Here is a 23111-nt window from a genome sequence, read left to right on the forward strand (position 1 = left end):
CCCATCGGCAACATCCCGCCTGCTGAAGCGGAAGATCAATATTATGCTGCCGCACACAACATCGATATGGCAGCATGACTCACAACCAATGGCCTCCGGCAGACCCGGGGCGGTTCACTCTATCCATGTCCATCGCTCCCTTCTACCGAGCGACTTGATGAATTGCCTGAATGTCCGCAAGTGGGCGTTATCGCCCGAGCGACGGCCCATGATCGCGGTCGATCTGCCGTTGCTGATCACGCTCCACCTGACGCTGGCGTAGCTGCTCGCGCTGCACCGCCTCACGCTGCGCCTGTTCCTGCTGTAGCTGGAGCCGTGCTTGCGCCTGGGCGCGTTCCTGGGACTGACGCTCGATCTCCTGCGTCCCCACCGCCGCCAGCGCCTCCTTGCTGAACGGCGACTGCGCGAGGCGTGCGATCCGCTGGCCGTACTCGACCAGCCACTCCTTGGCCCGCTGTGCCTGGTGCACGGCCATGTCCCGCAATTCCATAAGCCGTGACCGCTCCCGCGCCCGGTCCGTCACCGGCTCATACGCGCGCCCCTCCGCGTGCGCCTCGCGCTGCGCCCGCCGCTCGATCGCCGTCACCGCCGGCCCCATCTTCTCCTGCGCCGGCCCCTCAAGCCCCTGCGCCTCCCGTGACCGGTGATCGACCCGCTCAGGCCGCTGCGCATGCTCAAGCGCCTGATTGGTCAGGTTCTCCCACCGGGACCGCTCATACTCGGCGGGCGTCGGCATCTCGTGCCGTTTGCAGTGGATCGGATCCAGCTCGACCACCTTGCGGCCGAGCGTCCCGTCCGGCTCCACCCGGCAGGCCGTCATGACGATATGCGCATGGTGGTTACGCTCGTCACCCTCGCCGTGCGGGCGATGGACGGCAACGTCCACACCTACCCCGTACCGGGTCGATAGATCCCGCGCATACTCAACCGCCAGCGCTCGCCGCGCCTCCCGATCAAGCTCGGCCGGAAGCGCCACCTGGATCTCACGGCCCGGCACCGCATCCCCCCGCTTGTGATGCGCTTCGACCCGATTCCAGAACTCGGCGCGGGCTTCCTCGCGCTCGCCGGGCAGCACCAGCGTGGCGCTTTCGACGCCATCGCGACGGCTGTAATCGTGGGTGATCCCGTCGCGTTCGTTGGTCAGCTTTTCAGCCGACCGATACGCGACCGAGCCGATCACCGAACGCCCGCTGCTCCGCGCCATCGGCTTCATCGTCAGGTGATAGATGGCCAGAGCGCGCTCCCTTCTTCTAGGGGTGCAGGGGCCTACCCATGCCGCGATGTATTCGTAGAATACTCTAATCGCGCCCTTGATACTATTTCACTTCTAAGCTTCTGCCTGCTACCTTTCAAGGTGGAGGGCATTATGGCTGGCAGAGTCTCACAGGAACAGATCGATAAGGTTCGTCTCAAAGCGGCTCAGGCTCTCGAACGTGCGCGCAAAATGGAACGCTCGCTTTCCCAGCAAGGCCGCAAAGACGACGCCCGCCGCAAGATCATCGCCGGCGCTCTGCTGTTCGAATGGGCCAAGGCTGATCCGGTAATCGCTGCCCGTCTGAAACAGGCCATCGACGACATTGCCCGCCCCCTCGACGCCCGCGTCTTCGAAGGATGGTCGCTCGATGATCAGTGACCCGGACGACGATCTCCCCCCGCTGCCCGAGGACGTCGGTGTCGATGTGCTGTCGGCCCGGATGCAGGATTTGCAGGACACCATCGCCCGCAGCGCCGATCGCATCGAGGGCACAGGGACCGCCGTCGAACGCTACGTCACCGGCATCGACAACCGCGCCGGCTTGCTCGAGCGCCAGGTCCACCGCTTTGCCGTTCGCTCGCTCTGGTCGTTCGTCAGCGGGATCGTACTGGCTGCTCTCGCCCTGCTCGGCATTGGCGTCGCGATCGGCCACCAGTGGGGCCTACAGGCGGGATACGACGAAGCAGGCACCGAAACCGCCGCTGCTGCCTGGGGAGCCACTGACGAGGGTCGCTGGGCGTATGCCTTTGCCCAGACCGGGGAACTTGCCATGATCCGCAACTGCACCGGCACGGGCTGGCAGATCGCCAAGGGGACCTGTTCACCGCAGGCCGACACCGATCGCATGGTCTACGGATGGCACCTCATCGACCGGCCTGCCGTTCCGGTACGCCGCAAGGCCCGTAAAAGCCCCTAGGAAGCTTGAGGAGGGGCGGGACATCCCGATGGCGGAGAAACACACGGAAAACCTCTCTGAGAGCGCCTGAGCCGTTCTCCGGACGTGGTTTGAGGCATGACCGACCGCCAAGCGCTCTTCTGCTCCGCTAAGCCCTCCCCGTTATCCTCGGGCGATGCCGTTCAGGGGAAACCCTTAAAAAGTGCACGAGCCGACTAGGCTCGTTCTATATGTTCTTGCTTCGTTCTCTCTGATCTAATGATCATGCCCCAGCCTGCGGGACTTGGCGGTCACGCTCATTAGATCATTAGAAGAGGGGTTCCACTAAAGATCAATTTATCAATGGGTTAAGTAGGGGGGGGTGCGCACTAGCTATTGCGCACCCCTGCGCAATAGCTAGTGCGCACCCCTGCGCACTGTGGTTCGCGTTTCTGGAAATAGGTTTCCATAAAAAGCTTGCTTAGATTGCACGGGGGTGCGCACTGTGTTTCGCGTTTCTGGAATCTGATTTGCAGAGGTTTACGCATGGCGCTTCCCGCTCAAAAACCTAAAGGCCACTGGGTTCAGACCGATCGATCTTCTCACGAAGCTTGGGCTGCTTTGACGCGCAAAAGCCCTCTAGCTGCACAGGTTATGCACTTGCTGGCTGCTCGCGTTGGCGACCACAATGCGGTGGTCATATCTCAGGGCACGCTAGCGCAGTTAGCGGGAGCATCCCGTCGGGGTGTTCAAAATGCCATCGCCATTCTTGAACGCGAACGCTGGATCGAACTGCGGCAGATTGGTGATCGGGGTACCGTCAACGCTCATGTCATCAATGACCGCGTTGTTTGGACAGGCGCGCGAGACGGGCTTCGCACATCGCTTTTTAGCGCCGTCGTAGTGGTGTCCGAGGCAGAGCAGCCTGATCGTGAAGATCTGGGCTCACAGCTGCCTCTACGGGCAGTACCCCGTCTCTTCCCGGGCGAAAGCCAGCTTCCAGTTGGGAACGGCCTGCCACCACCTAGCGAACCCACCTTGCCCGGTATGGAACCCGATCTGCCGTCAGTGCAGGAACCTGTCGATCGTCAGCCTATGGATGAAGCGCAAAGCCTTGGCTCGATCACAGGAACCCTCCTGAACAAGCTAAACTGATGTATCCTTCTCGGTTTACGCCTTACCCCCATCTTGGTTTACGGCGGTTGCCCCTATGAGTTTATCCCCCGCAGAAGCTGCAAAGCACGTTGGCCTGACCAAGCAATCCGTGATCAAAGCCATTCGCGCTGGTCGCCTTTCCGCTATCAAAGACGCTAGCGGCGGATGGTCGATCGAGCCGGTCGAATTATTCAGGGTATGGCCTGCCGTAAACCAAGATAGGGGTAAGGTTACCCCTCGGGTTGACGCTGGTTTACCCCCTGAAAACAACGAGGTTGTCGCTGCTCTTAAGGGACAAATTGAGCTTCTTCGATCTCAACTTGATGATGTCCGCATGGACCGAAACCACTGGCGTCAGATTGCCGAGCGTAGCCTACTGACAGATCAACGCCCTGCACCTGAGCGGGTACAGCAGGAGGCACCGCAGTCAGCAGAGATTGTCCCCGTCGCGGAACCGACGTCACCAGCGCGTCCACAATCCGATGGCGGCTTTTGGTCCCGCCTGTTCGGCCGCCCTTCGAAGGATGAACACCATGAATGATGCACAATGGGTTCTTGCTCGTACCAGGTCAGGCGAGCAGCAGGCATGGCTAGCCGGATTTGATGAAAGCGATCCGGTATGGGTAGCGAGCGTCGATAAGGCTGCAGCCTACGATCGCGAGGGAGTAGAAGCGGCAAGGCTGCGGTGCACTGACCTACCCGATTACAATGACGTTCTTTATGCCGTCTGCCACCTGAAGACCGACGACGACACGAGCAGCCATGACGATCGGGGCAAGCGCACGTCTAGTTTTGAGGGGGGCATGTTGGATGCCGTTCGTAGTTTGAACGCCAGCGAAGAACTGCGCCAGCAAATCGCAAAGCGCATATCATGATCGACCTTCCCCCCATCGAGCGGCCCGATGTGATCGTGCCCGATACTGGCCCGCTGATACATCTGGCACAGACCGATGCCCTGCACCTGCTCCATCAAATCGGCGGGCGGGTCGTAGTGGCCGATATGGTCGTTTTCGAAGCAACGCAGGACATGACCAAGCCGGGAGCGCAGGAGATACAGGATTGGCTCGATGCAGGGCAAAAAACCAATAGCAACGCGCCTGTTCTGGTCGCTCCAACCGAAATCGGCAGGCTGTTCGCCACGGCTCGCACCGTCGATCCCACCGCGCGCGCCAAGGATGCCGGCGAACTGGCGATTATGCAGTGGTTGGGAAACTACGTGGACTACCATAGCGATGACAGCATTCTCATCGTCTATGAGAACGGCAAGATTCCGCGCTTCGTACGCGAAACGGGTCTGGATATGGCAACGGACGTGCTGACCACGCGCGCCTTCCTCGAACTGGCCGAGCGGCGTGGAATCGTGAGCAGTGCCGAGGACTATTGGCAGCGCATTGTCGATGTAGCGCCCACGGCCAATCCCCAGGTCGCTACAATGTCGATCCGAAAGCCCAAGCAGGATCGCGACACATGACGGCCCTTGCTCTCCCGTCTGATGCAAAAATCAAAAGTTTTGCATCACCATGGCGACGCAAAGCTGCCAGTCGCCTGAGGACCACTTGCAGCCGTTCCGATGCCGTGAGTTACTCCTGACATGCCTGCTAACTCCATTTCGATTTCAGACGACGACGAAGCGCGCTTTGACGAGAGTCTGCGGTAGATCGTTAAGCATAAGCCGGTGGAGAAGCCGGAGTGATTAATTCGTAACGCCTTTCGCTACCTGGTTAAGGAGGTGCGATATAGCTGTGATCATTTGAGCCGACGCAAACGGTTTTTGTAAGATTGCGCTGTTCGGCACTCCTTGAGCAGACCAGTCGGCCACGCTGTCACCACTCATATACACGACCGGAAATGACGGCGCGAGTTCGCGCGCGTGCCGAGCGACATCCCAGCCATTGATGCCATCGCCGATCCGAATGTCAGTGATCAGGCCTGCTAGCGTAAGTTCCTTGTTGTCCAGCGCCACGATGGCTTCCGCGCCATCGATCGCAGTGACAACCTCAAACCCAGCATCAGTCAAAACGTCTTCGAGCGCGTGAAGGATCATCGCCTCGTCTTCAACGAGGAGCAAAATGATATTGTCGGCCAAGGCGTATTCCTGCCTCGGTTGCGTTTCACGAGAGCTGTTACAGTTTGCCGCAGTCTCTCAGCGCCGACAGCCGAGGAAGCCGACGATAAGCAGCGCCTACCACGCTTAGAGCATATTTGTGTATGATTTCAGGCGGGTAAACTACGTAATCGACAAATCTTTAGGGTCGGTTGAACGTCCGCTTCCCACCACTTTAGGCCGTTGTGATGCGAAACTCACAAGTTTTGCATCAGGCTGCAAGCGGCTAAAATGTAACCTGATCTTGATGCGTAAATCTAATGCGTCGGAGACCGTGTTGCGACGGCGGAAAGCGGCCCAATCGTGGACATTGACACCGCGCTTCTAACTTCTCGATAACGGACGTTGGATCGTGTTTCCGGTGACGCACACCGTGAGGTGCAGGGAGATTGTCGTGAAGCGTCGACTTATCTTAGCCGCTTGTACTTCGATGATATTCGCGCCTTTCGCAGCTAACATCTACCTCATGGAAAACCGTCCGGTGGTGGCGGTAGGCCCCCGTTTTAAGGCCATTCCTGCCGATTGGCTTTGCGGGCGAGTGTATTCGGGACCTTACTGCGTCGAAATAACCGAACGCGACAGGCATCTCGAAAGGTGGGCACTCCTTCTGTTGATTCTCGTGGGTCTGCCCGCCCTCCTTCGTCAGATACCTGACGTGTTGAAACGACAACGATCGAGCGCGGTAACTCGGGCGTCAGAACGTCGGTCTTTCAAACAATAATCGGCCATTCAGCCTTCCCTTCGGTGCAGCCGCGATATCGTCGCTTGGTCGACGCCAAGCAGGGCAGCGACAGTGCGCTGCGTATCGCCAGCGGCGAGCCGTTGTAGCGCTTCAGCCTGTTGGTGAGGCGTAAGAGCAGCCCGTCGGCCGAACTTCACGCCACGGGCCTTGGCCTGGACCCTGCCGGCAGCGGTACGTTCGGTAATACGATGCCGCTCGTAGCTCGCCGCGACACCCAGCACAGCAATGATGACCTCTGCGAACTGCGAGGTGGTGTCCACCATCGGCTCTGCGATCGAGCGGAAGCCGGCGCCGGCCTCTTTGACCGCATGGAGGATGTTCAACAGATCACGGGTGTTACGGGCAAGACGATCGGTGGACGTCACCATCAGTACGTCACCGGCATCGAGCGCGCCGATCGCGCGCTTGAGTTGCGGCCGCTCGGCCGTCCCACCGCTGACCTTCTCCTGATAGATCTTCGTACAGCCGGCTGCGCTGAGCTCTGCGAGCTGCTGCGCCAGGTCCTGGCCGGTGGATGAGACGCGCGCATAGCCGTAAATCATGCACTGTTTGTGCATTGGATTTATGCATCATGGAAGCGCCTGAAACGGTGCCGTTTTATTCCTGATGCAAAACTTGTGGGTTTCGCGTCATGAGCAGTTGGTTCGAGCGCAGGTATGCCGTTTGAAGGGGGCAACTTAGAACACCCTATTCATTCCTGATCTAGTATAAAGAGAATTGAGATAGCGAGATACCTTCTCGTTCCAGCAAGGCGCAATATTCTGTCTGCACCCAACCTGACACTGCTCGCACCACTTATCAAAAAGCTGGCCCAGCGTTCACCTCTCGATTCCGTCGACACGGATATGATGTTAAATTTGCCATGCAGGGTCGCAAACTTTGAGCCCGGCACGTACCTCGTACGCCAAGGTGATATTGCCACAAGCACCTGCCTAGTTCTGTCGGGGTTCGTATGCCGTACGAAAATCAGCGGTAACGGCTCGCGACAGATCCTTTCGATTCATTTGAAAGGTGATTTGATTGATCTTCACAACAGCTTTCTCGCGGAGGCTGACTGTAACGTTCAAGCACTAACTCATGTAACGGTAGCTTTAATACCAAGTCGGGCAATTATCGATTTGGTAGAAATACGACCAAAAATCAGGCATGCCCTTTGGCTCGACATACTAACGGACGCTTCAATTTCCAGGGAATGGCTACTTAATATAGGGCAGCGTAATGCTCTTGAACGTGTAGCACACCTTATATGCGAGATGGCGCTCCGGCAGGATGCTGCGGGAATATCTAAAAGTACGATCTATGAATGGCCGATGACACAGGAGCAGCTTGGAGATGCGACCGGGCTAACTGCCGTTCATATTAATAGAATGCTCAAGACACTTCGCAATGACGATATCGTTAGCGTTAATAAGCGAACCTTTATTATTAAAGATTGGTATAAGCTCAGATCGGTAGCTGATTTTACTCAAGGATATCTCTATCAGCTAAACCTTTCACCCTCTGCCTGAGTCGCCGATTGGCTGGTTACAGTCTTAATCTTGATGCAGAAATTTTGATTTTTGCATCAACGACGGTGGTACTGACGTGATCGTGATAGCGGTCAGTATTTCATTGAAATCATTTGCTAAATATCTAATAATTTTCCAATGGCTGAATTTTCTCACCCAATTGCTCTCGCGCATGCGCAAGGCTTGCAGGCAGGGAAATCGGCAGAGGCAACGCCCTTGGGATGCCCATGGCCGATCCACGAGTATGACGCATGCTTGGCATGGTTTTCTGGCTTCGCCATTGGAGCTTTAGCCAGATCACCTAACGTCCCCGGCCACGATCGTCTCGCCCACGCTCCCGATCGCGCTGCCCCCTGATCCTTCCCAGCGCCAGCCAGTGGTAACAACTACAGCCCCGGCCTGATGAAACCCTTTTGATTTTTGCATCAGAATGGCCGGGATAGGAAGGAAATCGGACGTTGATCAAAGGCCCTTTGTGGCCGCCCCGTGAAAACGATCCATAGCTTCGCAGTGCAATCTGGAGAGCGGACCAAACGCGACAGGAACGCGACCGAAATCGAAGTGGCCGTGTTGCAGACCTTCTAGAAAGCCGGTCGCTACGGCTTCGGCATCATCCGATTGATCGCGGAGAGCGGATTCGCAAATAGTGAAGATCTTCGTTAGCGCCGCCTCCGAAATATCGTTCGTATCAGCAACGACGGACCGGGCCAGGGCACCTGCTAAGATCGTGCGGGGGGGCGTCTCAGGCTTCCACCATTCCGCCTCGGACTCATAGGCCGACCTCAGCTGAGGTGCGCTGTCTGCCAGCTGCTCCAGCACTCTGAACCGCCCCGGGTTTGTCGGAGGCTCCAACTCCTGAGAAGGTGGAGCCATGACGAGCAAGACGACGAACAAGTTTGCGCCCGAAGTCCGCGAGCGAGCGGTGCGGATGGTTTTCGATCACGAGCGAGATCACCCGTCCAGATGGGCGACGGTGGTATCGATTGCGGAGAAGATCGGCTGCGTTCCGCAGACGCTGCATGAGTGGGTGAAGAAGGCCGAGGTCGACAGCGGCAAGCGCGGGGGTGTCCCGACCGAGGTGGCCGACAAGGTGAAAGCGCTGGAGCGCGAGGTCCGTGAACTGCGGCAAGCCAACGAGATCCTGCGCAAGGCATCGGCATATTTCGCGCAGGCGGAGCTCGACCGCCCGTTCCGGCGATGATCGCTTTCATTGACGATCACCGCGATGCCTATGGGGTCGAGCCGATCTGCCGTGTCCTGCCGATCGCCCCATCCACCTACTACGAGCACGTCGCGCAGCGACAGGATCCATCGCGTCTGTCGGCACGGGCGCGTGAGGATTTGATCCTCAAGCCCGAGATCGCTCGCGTGTTCGCGGAGAACTTCGCGGTCTATGGCGTGCGGAAGGTATGGCGGCAGATGATGCGGGAGGGCTTTGCGATCGCCCGTTGCACCGTCGAACGGCTGATGCATGAGATGGGCTTGGCAGGCGTGATCCGGGGCAAGCCGGTGCGTACGACCATCAGCGACAAGGCGGCACCGTGCCCGCGCGATCACGTCAATCGCCAGTTCTTCGCGCCAGCGCCGAACAGGCTTTGGGTGTCGGACTTCACATATGTCGCGACCTGGGCGGGATTCGTCTACGTCGCCTTCGTCATCGACACTTACGCCAGACGGATCGTAGGATGGCGCGCCAGCAGGGCGGCGCACGCCAGCTTCGTCCTGGATGCGCTCGAACAGGCGCTCCACGATCGCCGTCCGACCCATCGGGGCGGCCTGGTCCACCACAGCGACCGCGGATCGCAATACGTGTCTATCAAGTACACCGAGCGCCTCGCCGAGGCCGGGATCGAGCCGTCGGTCGGCAGTGTCGGCGACAGCTACGACAACGCTTTGGCCGAGACGATCAACGGCCTGTACAAAGCCGAGGTAATCCATCGGCGCGGACCCTGGCGCAGCTTCGAAGCCGTCGAGTACGCCACGCTCGAATGGGTCGACTGGTTCAACCATCGTCGGCTGCTGGAGCCCATCGGCAACATCCCGCCTGCTGAAGCGGAAGATCAATATTATGCTGCCGCACACAACATCGATATGGCAGCATGACTCACAACCAATGGCCTCCGGCAGACCCGGGGCGGTTCAACACGATGACTTTCTCGCCCCTAGCGACAAGCTGCTGTACCAACGGAACGATGACGTCTTGCGAAGATGGCTTTGGCCTACGCTGTTGAATCCGGTGGCGCTCGATAAACTGAACCGTTTCCGCGCCGCCCGGTCCCGCCCTTGTCAACGCGCCGCTCCGGTCCAACGCGCCCTCAACTAGGGGGACGGGGCGTTCATTCGTTTGCAGCAACGCACAATCAAGCCAGCGGTCAAAATTATTGGTGTGGCCGATAACGGCACTTAAGGTGATAACCTGCGGGCTCACACCGCGCTGTCGCGCGCTTACCAAGCTGGTCAGGAGCAGTTCTACCACCATTCCACGTCCAGGCTCGGTGATAAATTGCGCTTCATCGAGCACCACAAGCCCAATTTGGTTGAGGATATGCGTGGACGAAACCGAAAGGCTTAGAAACTTTTCGTAGGTGAAGAATGCAATGTCGTATTTTCCGCGCAGGACTTCCCCGACCTGATCTTGCCAGTCTCCGCTACACCGCGCGATACGAAGACCAAGACGTCCTCCGTAAAGGGCGGAAAAGTCCTCGAATTTCTCGTTTACAAGCGCCTTATACGGCAGCAAGAAAACGGCCTTCTTACCATCGGCGATAGCTTTTAGCGCGGCCAGTTCGCCCACAAAGGTTTTGCCTGCGCTGGTTGGCGCGACGACCATAAGCGATTGACCGCTGAGAATGCCTCTATCGTTGACCGCCGCGATTTGGAGGGCGTTGAGCCCACCCGGAAAACGCTCATGCCAGGCGTCGATGGCTTCTTCGGGAATGCCAGCTTGGCTCAGTTCACGGATATCTCCGGTGGTTTGGAGGTTGCCATACTCCGGAAATGCGGCCCTGTAGCGGTCGCCGATACGACCGGGCGGCAACATCAGATCGCCCTGAGTTTGACCGAACATGGTTGGCGATTGTTCGTAGCCGAAGCGTCCCGCATCAGCCCCAACCAGGCGGGTGACGCGATCAACGATCTCCAGCACGCCGATCGGCACTTCAGCCGCTAGCAGGGTGTCGATGATGGCCTTTGTGAAAAGGCCATGCCGCGTCTGCGGATCTTCCAACGCTTCTTGCTCGGCAGAGGACGCGGCGAAAAGTATCCTGCCCTGACCAGCCACGTCCACTAGGGGAAACGCGATGCCGTTTCGAGGCACGAGCCCGACATCGAGGACACGTGCAGGAGCGCCCCCACTGAAACAGCAATCGAGCAGGAGGATTACGGCGCGCGCGCGGGTGTCGCGAAAACGCTGCGCCAGTTCATCCATCCCTAACGTTGTGCCAGGAATATCGGCAACGCTTGTATCATGTAGAACAAGTCGATGGTCGGGAGTTCCATGACCAGCGAAGCCAAGGATGACTACATCAGTTTCGTCGGCAGCACCGAGCGTCGCATCCATCGCCGCGCGCACGGCTTCCAACGTAGCATTTTCGTTCGTTATGAGCTGCGGGTCTAAGCCCTGGATGGAATCCGACATAATCGCCCACAGGGCGGTTGCGTCACGTGCCGCGCCTGTGAGGTCTCCCACGAAAGGGTCGCTATGTCGGTCGATCCCGAAGAAGGCCGCCCGCATCATGCTCAGGCCCTCGAAACGCTAAAGCTACCACCATAGGACGGGGAAGATTTTTCCAACGACGTCGGGCGGAATGTCGCCTGTTGCCGTGCTTGGCGGCTCCCAACTTTTTCAAACCAGACGCACCAGACGGTGTCCTCGCCCGTCATGCCCGCCTTGCCGACTTGTTCGACAGTCATGAGGGGCCCCCCGGACTTCAACTGAACAGTATCACCAGGCTCGAAGTTCATAATTCCCTCCAGGTTCGTGCTTTGTTCAATTGTTATCTTAAACCGAAAGCGCCGGCTAGCTGCGTTGAGAGGTATTCCACAGCTTTTGATTTTTGCAGGTCGTTAGCTGCCGGTCGGCCAGAGACATGCGAACGGCGGCTAAGCTCATTCGGGTGTCTGAAGCAGCCAGTCCGCTCCCGGCCCAGTTTCAGCCGAAATCAGAGTATGAATAAATGGCCGGTTTTGGGGAGCTGGAAGGTCGCCTCGAATGGCGACTCATGGGTCATCCCGTTGAGCTTGTTGTCTGTACGCTGCTGCTCGACACGGATCGCTCAGCGGACGAAAGCCGGCCGCTTTCCCCGAACGGCTTTGTTAATTGCTTTTGGAAAAGCGGGCATCTGATTTTAAGTTGGTCACAGCTACCTCGAGGCCGTCCGTAGGCTTCCGCGCTGCCTGCAGCATGCTCATTATGTTCGAAGCGCGGGAAGCGAACCGTCCCGCTTTTATGCCGAGCCCTCCGTGCGATGTGAGGATCTCAAGCTTCTCATCAGGATCAGCATGTAAATAAATCTCGGTGGACTGGATCGAAGCGTGACCAAGCCACAGAGCCACCTTTCTAATGTCGCGAGTGACTTTGAGCATGTGCATGGCGCAGCTATGCCGCAAAACATGCGGCGTGATATTCTTCGGCTCGAGGCTCGGGACTGTTTTGGCTGCAATCTGAGCATATTTCGCAAGACGCGCTGCGAAGCCATCGCGCGTTAGCGGCAAGCCATGCCGACTAAGAAAAACATGATCGTACGGCACATTCGGCCTCTCAGAATACCACGCGCGCAGAAGGTGGACGGTCTCGGGGCCCAGCGGCAAAATTCTAGCCCTTCGTCCCTTTCCCATCACGTGCAAGGTTGGCTTTGGGCCGAGGTCCAGGTCACCGAGCGAAAGCGCCAAAACCTCAGACACACGTAAGCCGCATATGTACGTGATGCTCAGCATTGCCCGGTCTCTGATCCCCTCTTTGTGTCTCATATCTGGCAAGCTGAGTATGGCTTTGACCTCATCGGTCGACAGCCAATCAATCACGGGAACATCCGCTCTCTTTGCCCCCAGCGCGCGTATGCGAGCGGCTTGCTCCATCGCTGCCGGAATTTTCATCTGCACATATCGGAAGAATGATCGGATCGCCGCCAGCCGCAGATTGCGGGTTCGCCGTGAGTTCTCCCGAGTCTTCTCCAGATCATCGAGAAATTGGAGGATGATCTCCGCTGTGATGTCTTCTAGGTGAAGGCGATCGATGTTCATCCGGGTCGCTTCGGTGATAAAACGAATCAGTAAAATGAACGTGTGAGCGTAACTCGAACGCGTCAGTTGGCTGAGGCCGCGATCTCGAACGAGATGTTCGTTGAGAAAGCTAGACAGGACGGGAGCCAGATCATGTTGGTGATCGTCACGCATCGAGCACATCTTCGATCGCTAAGGCCATAGACTCTTTTGTCTCGGTCGAGATTTCCAGATACCAGTAGGTGCTAGCGACGCTGACGTGGCCTAGATAGGTGGACAGGGCGACCATGTGGTTGGAAATCAGTGTCCGATCCGACCCGCACGATGCCAGTGATCGAATGGCAAACGTATGTCTTAGATCGTGTATTCTCGGCAACTTGCTACCGTTGCGGCTGATCAAATTCATCTTCGTCGTGCATTTACGAAACATTGCGTCGATTGAGTGGCCAGATGGTGTTCTATCATTGTGTATCACGAACAATTTATCTTTGTTCAAATGATTGGGTCGGTCAGCGAGATATGTCCTGAGAGCTTTGACGGTGCTCTTGTGGATATGGACGATTCTGTCCTTTCCGAACTTCCCGCGCCGGATCATGATCTCGTTGTTTTCGAAGTCCCGGGTCAAGATGTTCCGGGCCTCATTTAATCTCAAACCCGTCGCAGCAATGAGGCCGACGATATGCTTATAGGTAGCAGCATCGTAGGCGTGGGCCAGCCGCAAGGTACCTAGTTCCGCTAGGATCCGCCGTATCTCGCCGTCGGTGTAGATATAGGGAATAGGGCGCCTTGCGCGACGAGCCGACCGTACGTGTTCTTCTGCCAGGATCTCATGGCGGGGATCCTCGGCGTTGAGCCATAAGCCGGCGCGGCGAACGGAAGCCAAGAGATAATATCGCCTGCGTCGCTTACATTTTTGCTCCGCCCATGCGATCGCGTCACCCTCGCGCAAAAAAGTAGCTTTCCGATCATCTGCAAAAAGAGCAAATGATCGCAGGTCTCGCGAGAGGTCGACATCTTGGTAGCCTAGCAGCTTCCGCAGTTCGAGATATCGCTCGATCGCTTGGATCATGACTGATCCCCCATCCACGGCTCTGCGAGGCGTTTAAGCATCGGCTCGTTGACTTTGGCGTAGATCATTGTCGTTGCCACTGATTTGTGCCGCAATACGGTGGCAACATCCTCAAGGCTTCGGCCGTCCCTCAGCAGCTCGGTCGCGAGCGTGTGCCGAAATACATGCGATGCGCCGTCGAGTCCGCATCGAGAAAGTGCGGCCCTAGCGATTGTCGAGATTTCTGCCGCGTTCGCTGGCTGGGTGTGCGGGCAACGCATTCTAAGGAAAAGAGCATCCAAGGTCGAGCTTGGACGAGCTTTCTCCAGGTAGTCTAATACTGCGTCGCCAGCCCTTTGGGTAAGGGGGACTACCGCGCCGCGACCCCCCTTACCCTCAATGCTGACCTTGGCCTCGACCCAATTGAAGCTTCCGAGCCTGAGTCTCCAAACCTCCGTCGCCCTAAGCCCTAGTTCGGCCAACAAAGTCAGTATCGCCCGGTCGCGGATGCCGCGTATCGTCGAGAGATCGCAACTATCGATCACGCGTCGCACGTCATCGACGTTGAGCCGCCGCGGAACAGTAGATAGGCGGTAGGAAGGACGTGAAACTAAAGCGTTTGCCAAGGCCGGGCTGCAATGTCCTTCGGAAGCGCGGAAAAGCAGGTAACTTCGAATCGAACGCACAAAACGGCTTTGCATATTGGCGCGGCGCTTCGCAAATTGAGATAGTGCAAGGTCACGGATGGACTTTGCTGAGTAGCTGGCAGCGTCTTCTCCCAGTTCAGGCAGCCAATTCATCACGTCCAAAAGATAGAAGTAAACAGTTCGCGGCTTGAGTCCCTTTTGGTCAATTAACCATGCACGATACCGCAGAAGCATGGGTGTAGGTTCAGATCGCCGCCGCCGCTGAAAGACCACACCGTCGCGAAAGACGGGGTTCTCACCCACAAGGAAGCGTGAGAGGCGGTCCGCAGCCACGCGACGGCGGCCAAGGACCTGAACGCCGGGCTTCGCTGATTTAACGTGCAGCCCACAGCGGCAGGAATGCATAGCAAATTCGTCGACTACCCCGGTGGTGATGCAGGATCGCGGGATTCCTCTGAGTCTAAGCCATACTATAAAATGCAGCGCGGTTCTGGCGTGTTGCTGAGCCCGATCTGGATGGAGACCTTCTTTCAAAAGCGCCCGTAGAAAATCAGCGCAAATGTCGGGATCATCTGTGTTCCAGCCATGTGAATCAAGGATGCCTTGGTATTGAAGATATAAGTATATTCGAGATGTTGCGACGATTTGGGATGACCTAACGCGGTGAGCTGGCCAGCAAGAGCGTGTGCAAGCATGTTGCCAAAATTGCTCCAGCGAAGACCAACTTATGTCGTGGATCTTGATCTTGCGTAGTTCTAAAAACCTAAAAAAATGAGAAACCGTGCCCCGGTAGTCTAATAGGGCTCCCGGCCTCCCTGTTGCTCTGACGAATATATCTACAACGTCTCTGACGCTCTGGACGTTACCGAAGTCGGCATCTTGCGTGTAAGACCGTACCATAACTTGAAGATCTTCGTACGCTTCGTGTATTCGTGTGCTAAAAGATTTAGCGCTGCACCTTTGTCTGTCGCGTGGCCGTTGCTCATCTTTCTTATACGCCATTGGATCGATAGCTCCCAATTATAGCGATGGAAGCGCGAAGACATGCGTGCTTACCTGCCAGCGGTAGCTGTCCGCTTGACATGGCTCTAGCGCACGAGGAGAATGGCTGTGGTTTCTGACCAATCTCGAAGAGGCTCAGCTCGGCAAAGCTGGGCCTTTTCCCTTTCACGCATATTCCGGCTTGACCGACCTTAGGTCGATGGCTGCTCAACTTAGTTTCATGGTGCCCTCCCTGACAGACTGCCTGTACCGTTCCGGCCAGAGCTCCTCGACTTCGCAACCAAGTTCCGCTGCGATTCTAGTCTCAATTCGGCGAGACCTCCGGAACCCCCGGCTTACCGTTGAAACCGTGGTGGGCGTAACGTTGAGATGGCGAGCTACGGCGCTCAGGCTGCTACCCTTAAGCTGGAGAGCGGCTTTGATGCGGGCATGCCGCTTCTCATCAATCATGTACCGCTCCACAGTTTGAGACTATGCTCGTGTGTACGATATGTCTCAACCAGTAGGTGATAAGTGTCGTTCATCGATCCCGCAATAGGCGCGCCTAAGATAGACCGCGATGTCGAGGGTCTGGCGCGCCGTCTGCGGCTTGCGCGGGAGCACGCAGGCCTTACCCAACAGCAATTTGCCGCACGAATCGGCTACTCGCGGCGTCAGGTTCTCTCCTGGGAAAATGGTACCAATCTCCCTCCTATCTGGGCGCTGGCCGAGGTCAGGCGTGCTTTTGACATTGACCCAGAGTGGGTTCTATCGGGACCAGGCTGGATCCCGCTTCGCAAAGTGCCAGTAGATGCGCCTGACAGGCGCCTCCGCCTAAATAGAGAGGTAAAAACGCTAGCCAAGCGTGCGGGCTTGACGTTGCCAGAGGCGACATTGCAAAACTTCGCTGATCTTATCGCCAGAGAGCCAGAGGAAGTGGAGGCAGCCGCCAAACTGCGAGTACGGGATGCTTTTCAAGCTTTATCACAGGGAGGTTGCTTTGAGCCACGATGATTCTGTGAAGCATTTATCTGCAAGATTCGAGAACGATTTGATCGCAGGCGTCGCAATAGCGAGACAAGGACCGATCCGGCGGCGACGTTGGACAGTGATTGGGGTTCTTCTCTCAGTCGCAGACCTACTTTGGCTTGCATCTACATGGGCAAACGCCCATAACTTCAGGTCTGATAGCATGTGCCTTTTTGCCATGGCATTCTTGCTGGCGGCCCTGGCTACGGCCACATTCTACATCGAAGCCTTCAAGACCAAAAAATAGGGTGAATGGACATCGTAGCTTCGAACCGCAAGACTGACACCGGCTGTCGCATGCTGCAGGGCAGTCAGGATTTGCGCATGACAACTTTGATAAGCACAGCATTGGTCCGCGACGCAGGCTCCTAGGAAGGATCTCCGCATGAATGCAGGACCGCCCTTCGGGGCTTCCGTACCCGCTATCAGCGCCGTCGAGCGCGCGCGCCGTGTTCGAGAAGTCAACTTCGCCCGAGGCATCATACGCTACGAGGGCGGAGTTCTTTCCGAGGAAATCGAGCAGCTTAACATGCGCTACGTTACTGGCGAGTTCGATAGCGACGAGCTGACTGTTGCTATTCTGGCATCGGCCACGGTTCGCGCTACCTAATTAGGTAACGTGAGGCGGTTCTACTTCCTGGCTGGTCAGCTCAGCCCTAGATCGGCAGTAAGCTGGCCCATACAAAGCGGAACGATTGCGCAGAAGTTCCGGGGGCTTACTCGCCCGGCTCGCACACCAACACGCCAACCATGTACAATGTTACTGTATGCATGTGCTGTGCTGCAGCATCGCGACCCTCAAGTTCTGCGGCAAACATCAAGGCACCGATCGCTTTGTTTATCGATACATTATAGTCACGGCATATCTGCGCAAACAGCATGGGGGCGTCCGCTAAAATGTTGGGGCGGGGTGTACGACTGACAACTACAGATGATTCGCTCACTTGGGCCTCCGCGTTTGTAGAGGCATCCCGGCGTAAGCCGGGCGTTGGAAACCCTGCACGTGGTCAAGGCGCTGCCGCCTTTGGGCAAGCCTTGGACATGCGCGACAGCCGCCCGGCCGAAAAGCTCGACCGGACCACGTGAATGTCGGGGTTTCCACGCCCCACGGCTGGGATTTACCGCGCCGCGACAGCGCGAATCGCAGACTGGGGACATCTTCGCAAGCACGATCATCCGATGAGGTGCGCATTGCAGCGGCAGCAAACGCACGCGCCGAACAATCAGGCTGAGGTCGTTGGTGAATGGAAGTGCGCGTCCACTAATAGGGGCTGACAAGAAGAAGGTCGCGTCGGTGCAATGGAAGTGCCTATTTTTATTTGTCACCGAATAGGAAGATTCCCGCGAAACTTGCGCCTTTTTCTGCTGAGATCCAGATAATTAGCGAGACAAGATAATACGAGCTGGGCCTGCGGCTCGCGGAGCTCGGCGCGCGCGGCATCTTCGCTCGAGTCGCGGCGGACGACGCCGGGACGGTCGTCGCCGTGCGCGCGTATTTCCCCTGCACGCTCGGCGGTTCGGTCCGCCAGAAGACCCGCTGGATGACGGGCATCGCGCTCGCGGGCTGGGATCGTACCGGCTGGGGGAAGCCACGCGCGGTCGCCGACCACTGGATGCGGATGCGGGATCGACGCGCGCCGCTGGCGGTCGTGATCCTCGCGGTCGGCTATCTCGCCGTGCCGATATGGCTGGCATCGTCGCTGCTGCATGGCCGAGCCGACCTGGCGTCGCCTTATGCCAATGGCGCCTATCCGATCGCCTTCTGGCTGCTGGTCGCCAATGGCGCGTTGCTGGCGTGGCGGCTCGGCGCCCGAATGGTGTTCACCGGCCGCAGTTACGGCCTGCGCGAGGCGTTCTGGGCGGTGCCGCGGTTCCTGGTCGGCAACCTCGTCTCGCTGATCGCCGCACCGCGCGCGGTGTTCGTCTATGTCGGCATGCTGCGAGGCGCCGCGCCGGTCTGGGACAAGACGCATCACGAGTTTCCCGACCTTCCGTCCGACGATGTCGTCGCCCTCAATGATCCGGGCCTCGCCGCCGCGGCGCGATGAGCGTCGGCCGCCCGCTGCGCTTTCTCGCGTTGGCACTGGGCGGATGGGTGATGATCCGCGTCGCGTTGCTGCTGCCGGAGGTCGCCTCGCTCCCACCATCGGAAATGATCCCGCGCGTTATCGAAGTGCTCGTGCCAAAAGTCGCGGCAGCGGCTCTATTGCGATCGCCCGTGCCACCGCGGGTGGTCAAGGTACCACGTGTCGCTATCGCGCAGCCGATGGTCGCCAAGCCGCGACCGGAGCGGGCACCAATACTCACGCTGCCGCCCTCGGTAGCGCGCGCTCTTCCCGATGTGCCAGCCGCCGCAACGCTCCAAACATACGCCATCCCGCCGCCGGTCACATTGCCCTTGGTCCCCAGAGCGCCGAATCGTCTCAGCGGAAGCGCGTGGCTGCTCGCGCGCGGCGGTCCGGCAGGCACGGTGTCGGGAGGGCAGCTCGGCGCGTCGCAAAGCGGCCTGCGCCTAGTTTATGCACTCAGCAACCGCCGCAAGTTCGCGCTGGTGGCGCGCGTCGCCACGCCGCTCGAAGGTGTCGGACGGGAGGCGGCGCTCGGGATCGAATGGCAACCGACGCGCTTGCCGATCCGCCTCGTCGCGGAACAGCGGTTCGCGCTGGACGGCGGACGCGGCGGACCGACATTGGGCGTCATTGCCGGCTATGGTCCGACCGACGTCGCACCGGGTCTCCGCCTGGAAGCATATGGCCAGGCCGGCGCGATCGCACGAGACGGGATCGAAGGCTTTGTCGACGCCTCCGCACGACTCACGCATCCATTGGGAAAGCTGGCCGGCGCGACCGTCGACATCGGCGTCGGCACATGGGTCAGCGCGCAACGCGACGCCGAACGCTTCGATATCGGCCCCTCGATCGTCGCCATGCTACCCGTCGCAAGCACGACCATCCGCCTGACACTCGACTGGCGCGAACGCATCGCCGGCGGCGCGCGTCCGGGCTCCGGACCGGCCTTGTCGATCGGTAGCGACTTCTGAGCGGTCGAGCCTAGCCCCGCCCGCGCAATCCGGTGTAACGCTGCGGCCGTGGATCTGTATCTCCCCGTCGCCAACCTGTCGGTCAACGCGCTTGTCATCATCCTGCTCGGCGGGGGCGTCGGGCTGTTGTCGGGGATGTTCGGCGTCGGCGGCGGCTTCCTGACGACCCCGCTGCTGATCGTCTACGGCATTCCGCCGACCGTCGCCGCCGCTTCGTCCGCAAGCCAGGTAACCGGCGCCAGCGTGTCGGGCGTGTTCGCGCACTTCCGGCGCAAGGGTGTCGATACCAAGATGGGCGGGGTGCTCGTCGCGGGCGGTATCCTCGGCTCGTTCTTCGGCGCGTGGCTGTTCCGGCTGCTCCAGCAGAGCGGTCAGATCGATACCGTCATTGCGATCGTCTACGTGCTCATGCTGGGCTCGATCGGTGGCCTGATGGCGAAGGAATCGATCAGCACGATCGGTCGCGCGCGGACCGGACGCCCGCCAAAGGCGCGCAAACGACGTCACCACCCGCTCGTCGCCGCGCTCCCGCTCCGGACGCGCTTCTATGCGTCGGGCCTCTATATCTCGCCGCTTGCGCCGCTGTTGCTGGGCTTCTTCACCGGTATCCTGACGATCCTGCTCGGCATCGGCGGTGGCTTCATCCTCGTGCCAGCGATGATCTACCTGCTCGGCATGGCGACCTCCGTCGTGGTCGGGACCTCGTTGTTCCAAACGCTGTTCGTGACCGCAGTGGCGACGATGGTGCACGCGACCACCACCAAGGCCGTCGACATCGTACTGGCGGCCTTGCTCCTGCTCGGCTCGGTCGTCGGCGCTCAAGTCGGCGCGCGGTTCGCGACCAAGTTCCGCCCCGAATATCTCCGCCTTGCGCTCGCGCTAATGGTGTTGCTGGTCGGCACACGCATCCTGCTGGGGCTCGTCTGGCGTCCCGAGGAGATCTTCTCGGTCGCGCTGTCGTGAAGCCAGGCTGGCTGGTCCTGCTCGCGCCGCTGCTGATGGCGCAGGCCAAGCCCGTGCTCGTCCCCGACGTATCCCAGCGCAATATCGAGATCGCCTACAGCTTCACCGGGGCCGAGCTGCTGCTGTTCGGCGCGATCCTCTATCCCGGCGGGCGCCTGCCGACCGGCGAGCAGCCCACCGACATCGTCGTCGTCGTCAAGGGGCCGACCCAGTCGATCCTCATGCGCGAGAAGGAGAAGGTTGCCGGCATCTGGGTCAACGCCGCACGGCTGCGATACCGCTCCGCCCCCAGTTTCTACGCGATCGCCTCGTCCAAGCCCATCGACCGTCTCGTCGACGACCGGACGCGTGCGATCTACGAACTCGGTCTCGACAGCCTGCAATTGTCGCCCGCGTCGAGCGCACCGGCACCGACGCAGGACCGCTTCCAGAAGGGGCTGGTCGACCTGAAGCGCCGCGCCGGCCTGTATTACGAAGCGCCGCGCGCGGTCGAGATCACCGACGGCGTGCTCTACCGTGCGCGCGTGTCGATCCCCGCCCGCGTGCCCGTCGGTCGCTTCACCGCGGAGACGTTCCTGATCCGCGACGGGCGCGTACTGGCCGCCGCCGTGCGCGACATCGACATCCGCAAATCGGGCTTCGAACGATTCGTCGCGCGCGCCGCGGATCGATCGTCGGTACTTTACGGGCTGGTCGCGGTCGCGCTGTCGGTATTCCTGGGCTGGGCGGCAGGTTGGATCGCGCGCAGGGTTTAACGCCTCCCAGCGACCAAACGCGACCAAACCCGCCAATTTTCTCAGCAAGTTCAACGCGGTCATCGGATCTTTACAATTATCGCGGCAGGGTCGGCTCGACATGAAGGGAGACTTTGCGGCGATGAGCGACATGCCGGGACCTGGCGCATTCCTTCGCGCGGCACCCCTGACGGGGGGATTCGCAAGCGCTGCGGCGGCACCCGTCGGCGTCGTCTTCGCGATCGCCGGATCGAGCAGCCGCATCCTGCTCGATCGGGCTGCGATCGCGGTACTGCATGACGATCCCGATCCCGTCGTCGCAGCGGCGGGACAGGTCGGCAGCCAGATCAAGATGCGCGTCGGCGCGACGTGGCTGGTCGCCAATATCCGCTCGCTCAAGCTGGAAGATACCGCCGGCACCTACGTCGCCGCGGAGATCGACTATCTCGGCGAAGGCGACGAGGAGCAACTTACCGGCAAGCTCTACCGGTTCCGCCGCGGCGTCACGCGCTATCCGATGCCCGGTTGCGAGGTGTTCCCGATCACCACCGCGGACCTGCAACAGGTCTATGCCGCCGACGACCGCGCGAACATCACGATCGGCACGGTCTATCCGACCACCGACATTCCCGCCGCGCTGTACGTCGACGCGATGCTCGGCAAGCATTTCGCGCTCGTCGGCTCGACCGGCACGGGCAAGTCGACCAGCGCCGCGCTGATCCTGCACCGCATCTGCGAGCTGGCGCCGCAGGGTCATATCGTGATGATCGATCCGCACGGCGAATATGCCGCCGCATTCAAATCGAACGGTGCGATCTACGACGTCTCGAACCTGCAGATGCCGTATTGGCTGATGAACTTCGAGGAGCATTGCGAGGTCTTCCTGACCAGCAGCGGCTCCGCGCGACAGTTCGACGCGGACATTCTCGCCAAATGCCTGCTCGCCGCGAGGGCGAAAAGCCGTCTCGGACAGGAGATCGCCAAGCTCACGGTCGACGCGCCGATCCCCTATATGCTGAGCGACCTGACGACGATCATCAGCGCCGAGATGGGCAAGATGGACCGCGCCGGCGACACCGCGCCTTATCTGCGGCTCAAGTCCAAGATCGACGAGATCAAGGCCGACCCGCGCTACGGCTTCATGTTCTCGGGCATGCTCGTCGCGGACACGATGGCGAGCTTCCTAGCCCGCATCTTCCGCCTGCCCGGCGACGGCAAGCCCATCTCGATCATCGACGTCTCGGGCGTGCCGTCGGACATCACCTCCGTCGTCGTCGCGGTGCTGGCGCGGATGACGTTCGACTTCGCGATCTGGTCGCGCAACGAGCCGCAACGCCCGATCCTGCTCGTTTGCGAAGAGGCGCATCGCTACATCCCGGCGGGGCAGGAGGCGAACAGTTCGGTCGGTCGCATCCTCGGCCGGATCGCCAAGGAAGGCCGCAAATACGGCGTGTCCCTCGGGCTGATAACGCAACGCCCGTCCGATCTTGCGGAAGGCGTGCTGTCGCAATGCGGGACGATCATCGCGATGCGCCTGAACAACGACCGCGATCAGGCCTTCGTCCGCGCCGCGATGCCGGAGGGCGCGCGCGGCTTCCTCGACTCGATTCCCGCGCTGCGCAATCGCGAGTGCATCATCTGCGGGGAGGGCGTGACGATCCCGATCCGCGTAAGCTTCGACGGTCTGGAAGAGTCGAAGCGCCCCGCCTCGGGCGATCCGCTATTCTCCGAACTATGGCGCGACGTCGGCGGCGAGGACCAGATCATCGGCCGCACCATCCAGCGCTGGCGGGCTCAGGGTAAGTAGAGCC

25 protein-coding genes and 1 other annotated feature are annotated in these 23111 nt (G+C 59.5%); of the genes, 14 read left to right on the forward strand and 11 right to left on the reverse strand.

The window, feature by feature from the left end:
- Positions 1–187: 187 nt before the first annotated feature.
- A complete protein-coding gene (locus tag U1708_RS00110; RefSeq protein ID WP_332741523.1) occupies positions 188–1213 on the reverse strand; it encodes a MobA/MobL family protein in 1026 nt (341 codons plus the stop codon).
- A 153-nt stretch (positions 1214–1366) separates the two neighbouring features.
- Between U1708_RS00110 and U1708_RS00115 the strand changes: the two genes are divergently transcribed.
- The 5 genes from U1708_RS00115 to U1708_RS00135 all read left to right on the forward strand — a co-directional run bounded on the left by U1708_RS00115 (position 1367) and on the right by U1708_RS00135 (position 4755).
- Complete coding sequence (locus U1708_RS00115; RefSeq protein ID WP_332741524.1) at positions 1367–1633, forward strand: hypothetical protein; 267 nt, start codon at positions 1367–1369, stop codon at positions 1631–1633.
- Positions 1623–2171, forward strand: a complete 549-nt coding sequence (locus tag U1708_RS00120; protein WP_332741525.1) for a hypothetical protein — start codon at positions 1623–1625, stop codon at positions 2169–2171. The genes U1708_RS00115 and U1708_RS00120 overlap by 11 nt, the downstream gene beginning before the upstream one ends.
- A 504-nt stretch (positions 2172–2675) precedes the next feature.
- Positions 2676–3284: a helix-turn-helix domain-containing protein gene (locus tag U1708_RS00125; RefSeq protein WP_332741526.1), complete on the forward strand. Its 609-nt coding sequence runs from the start codon at positions 2676–2678 to the stop codon at positions 3282–3284.
- 533 nt (positions 3285–3817) lie between these two features.
- Complete coding sequence (locus tag U1708_RS00130; RefSeq protein WP_332741527.1) at positions 3818–4159, forward strand: hypothetical protein; 342 nt, start codon at positions 3818–3820, stop codon at positions 4157–4159.
- Complete coding sequence (locus U1708_RS00135; protein ID WP_332741528.1) at positions 4156–4755, forward strand: PIN domain-containing protein; 600 nt, start codon at positions 4156–4158, stop codon at positions 4753–4755. The genes U1708_RS00130 and U1708_RS00135 overlap by 4 nt, the downstream gene beginning before the upstream one ends.
- A 222-nt stretch (positions 4756–4977) precedes the next feature.
- Here the strand turns inward: U1708_RS00135 and U1708_RS00140 are convergent, their stop codons facing one another.
- Both U1708_RS00140 and U1708_RS00145 read right to left on the reverse strand, forming a co-directional pair.
- Positions 4978–5370 carry a response regulator gene (locus U1708_RS00140; protein WP_332741529.1) on the reverse strand — a complete coding sequence of 131 codons (393 nt, stop codon included), beginning with the start codon at positions 5368–5370 and terminating at the stop codon, positions 4978–4980.
- A gap of 747 nt (positions 5371–6117) precedes the next feature.
- Positions 6118–6672: a recombinase family protein gene (locus tag U1708_RS00145; protein WP_332741530.1), complete on the reverse strand. Its 555-nt coding sequence runs from the start codon at positions 6670–6672 to the stop codon at positions 6118–6120.
- A gap of 306 nt (positions 6673–6978) precedes the next feature.
- Between U1708_RS00145 and U1708_RS00150 the strand changes: the two genes are divergently transcribed.
- Positions 6979–7638, forward strand: coding sequence for a Crp/Fnr family transcriptional regulator (locus U1708_RS00150; RefSeq protein ID WP_332742555.1), 660 nt, complete (start codon positions 6979–6981; stop codon positions 7636–7638).
- Positions 7639–8100: 462 nt separating this feature from the next.
- Here the strand turns inward: U1708_RS00150 and U1708_RS00155 are convergent, their stop codons facing one another.
- Complete coding sequence (locus U1708_RS00155) at positions 8101–8457, reverse strand: hypothetical protein (RefSeq protein WP_332741531.1); 357 nt, start codon at positions 8455–8457, stop codon at positions 8101–8103.
- Between the two features lie 52 nt (positions 8458–8509).
- Between U1708_RS00155 and U1708_RS00160 the strand changes: the two genes are divergently transcribed.
- Positions 8510–9741, forward strand: a protein-coding gene (locus tag U1708_RS00160; protein ID WP_443029898.1) for an IS3 family transposase whose coding sequence is annotated in 2 segments (ribosomal slippage) — positions 8510–8807 and positions 8807–9741 — 1233 coding nt in all. Because the reading frame shifts where the segments join, the coding sequence is not laid out codon by codon here.
- Positions 8794–8910, forward strand: a sequence feature (AL1L pseudoknot). (Overlaps the previous gene by 117 nt.)
- Before the next feature lies 1 nt (position 9742).
- Here U1708_RS00160 and U1708_RS00165 read toward each other — a convergent pair.
- The 6 genes from U1708_RS00165 to U1708_RS20660 form a co-directional block, all read right to left on the reverse strand.
- The gene (locus U1708_RS00165; RefSeq protein WP_332741533.1) at positions 9743–11374 is read right to left on the reverse strand and encodes a DEAD/DEAH box helicase; all 1632 of its coding nucleotides are present in this window, start codon (positions 11372–11374) and stop codon (positions 9743–9745) included.
- 2 nt (positions 11375–11376) lie between these two features.
- Positions 11377–11601, reverse strand: coding sequence for a YodC family protein (locus tag U1708_RS00170; protein ID WP_107957288.1), 225 nt, complete (start codon positions 11599–11601; stop codon positions 11377–11379).
- A 351-nt stretch (positions 11602–11952) separates the two neighbouring features.
- Positions 11953–13032 carry a tyrosine-type recombinase/integrase gene (locus U1708_RS00175; protein WP_332741537.1) on the reverse strand — a complete coding sequence of 360 codons (1080 nt, stop codon included), beginning with the start codon at positions 13030–13032 and terminating at the stop codon, positions 11953–11955.
- Positions 13025–13927 carry a tyrosine-type recombinase/integrase gene (locus U1708_RS00180; RefSeq protein WP_332741539.1) on the reverse strand — a complete coding sequence of 301 codons (903 nt, stop codon included), beginning with the start codon at positions 13925–13927 and terminating at the stop codon, positions 13025–13027. The genes U1708_RS00175 and U1708_RS00180 overlap by 8 nt, the downstream gene beginning before the upstream one ends.
- Positions 13924–14787: a tyrosine-type recombinase/integrase gene (locus tag U1708_RS00185; protein WP_332741541.1), complete on the reverse strand. Its 864-nt coding sequence runs from the start codon at positions 14785–14787 to the stop codon at positions 13924–13926. Before U1708_RS00185 ends, U1708_RS00180 begins: the two co-directional genes overlap by 4 nt.
- Positions 14788–15762: 975 nt before the next feature.
- Complete coding sequence (locus U1708_RS20660; RefSeq protein ID WP_443029899.1) at positions 15763–16005, reverse strand: helix-turn-helix domain-containing protein; 243 nt, start codon at positions 16003–16005, stop codon at positions 15763–15765.
- A 63-nt stretch (positions 16006–16068) separates the two neighbouring features.
- Here U1708_RS20660 and U1708_RS20665 point away from each other — a divergent pair, with 63 nt between their 5' ends.
- On the forward strand, positions 16069–16548 hold the full coding sequence (locus U1708_RS20665; protein ID WP_443029900.1) for a helix-turn-helix transcriptional regulator: 480 nt from the start codon (positions 16069–16071) through the stop codon (positions 16546–16548).
- A gap of 400 nt (positions 16549–16948) precedes the next feature.
- Positions 16949–17173, forward strand: a complete 225-nt coding sequence (locus U1708_RS00190) for an antitoxin VbhA family protein (RefSeq protein WP_332741543.1) — start codon at positions 16949–16951, stop codon at positions 17171–17173.
- A 106-nt stretch (positions 17174–17279) separates the two neighbouring features.
- Here U1708_RS00190 and U1708_RS00195 read toward each other — a convergent pair whose 3' ends face one another.
- The gene (locus U1708_RS00195) at positions 17280–17507 is read right to left on the reverse strand and encodes a hypothetical protein (RefSeq protein ID WP_332741545.1); all 228 of its coding nucleotides are present in this window, start codon (positions 17505–17507) and stop codon (positions 17280–17282) included.
- Positions 17508–18047: 540 nt separating this feature from the next.
- Here U1708_RS00195 and U1708_RS00200 point away from each other — a divergent pair.
- The 5 genes from U1708_RS00200 to U1708_RS00220 all read left to right on the forward strand — a co-directional run bounded on the left by U1708_RS00200 (position 18048) and on the right by U1708_RS00220 (position 23107).
- Positions 18048–18611: a glycosyltransferase family protein gene (locus U1708_RS00200; protein ID WP_332741547.1), complete on the forward strand. Its 564-nt coding sequence runs from the start codon at positions 18048–18050 to the stop codon at positions 18609–18611.
- Entirely contained in the window at positions 18608–19603 is a 996-nt protein-coding gene (locus tag U1708_RS00205) for a hypothetical protein (RefSeq protein ID WP_332741549.1), read from the forward strand. Before U1708_RS00200 ends, U1708_RS00205 begins: the two co-directional genes overlap by 4 nt.
- 48 nt (positions 19604–19651) lie before the next feature.
- The gene (locus U1708_RS00210; RefSeq protein ID WP_332741551.1) at positions 19652–20566 is read left to right on the forward strand and encodes a sulfite exporter TauE/SafE family protein; all 915 of its coding nucleotides are present in this window, start codon (positions 19652–19654) and stop codon (positions 20564–20566) included.
- 35 nt (positions 20567–20601) lie between these two features.
- Positions 20602–21321, forward strand: a complete 720-nt coding sequence (locus U1708_RS00215; protein ID WP_307089478.1) for a TIGR02186 family protein — start codon at positions 20602–20604, stop codon at positions 21319–21321.
- 121 nt (positions 21322–21442) lie between these two features.
- A complete protein-coding gene (locus tag U1708_RS00220; protein WP_332742562.1) occupies positions 21443–23107 on the forward strand; it encodes an ATP-binding protein in 1665 nt (554 codons plus the stop codon).
- Positions 23108–23111 lie beyond the last annotated feature (4 nt).

The sequence above is a fragment of the Sphingomonas arabinosi genome (genome assembly GCF_036663715.1).
GTDB lineage: Bacteria > Pseudomonadota > Alphaproteobacteria > Sphingomonadales > Sphingomonadaceae > Sphingomonas.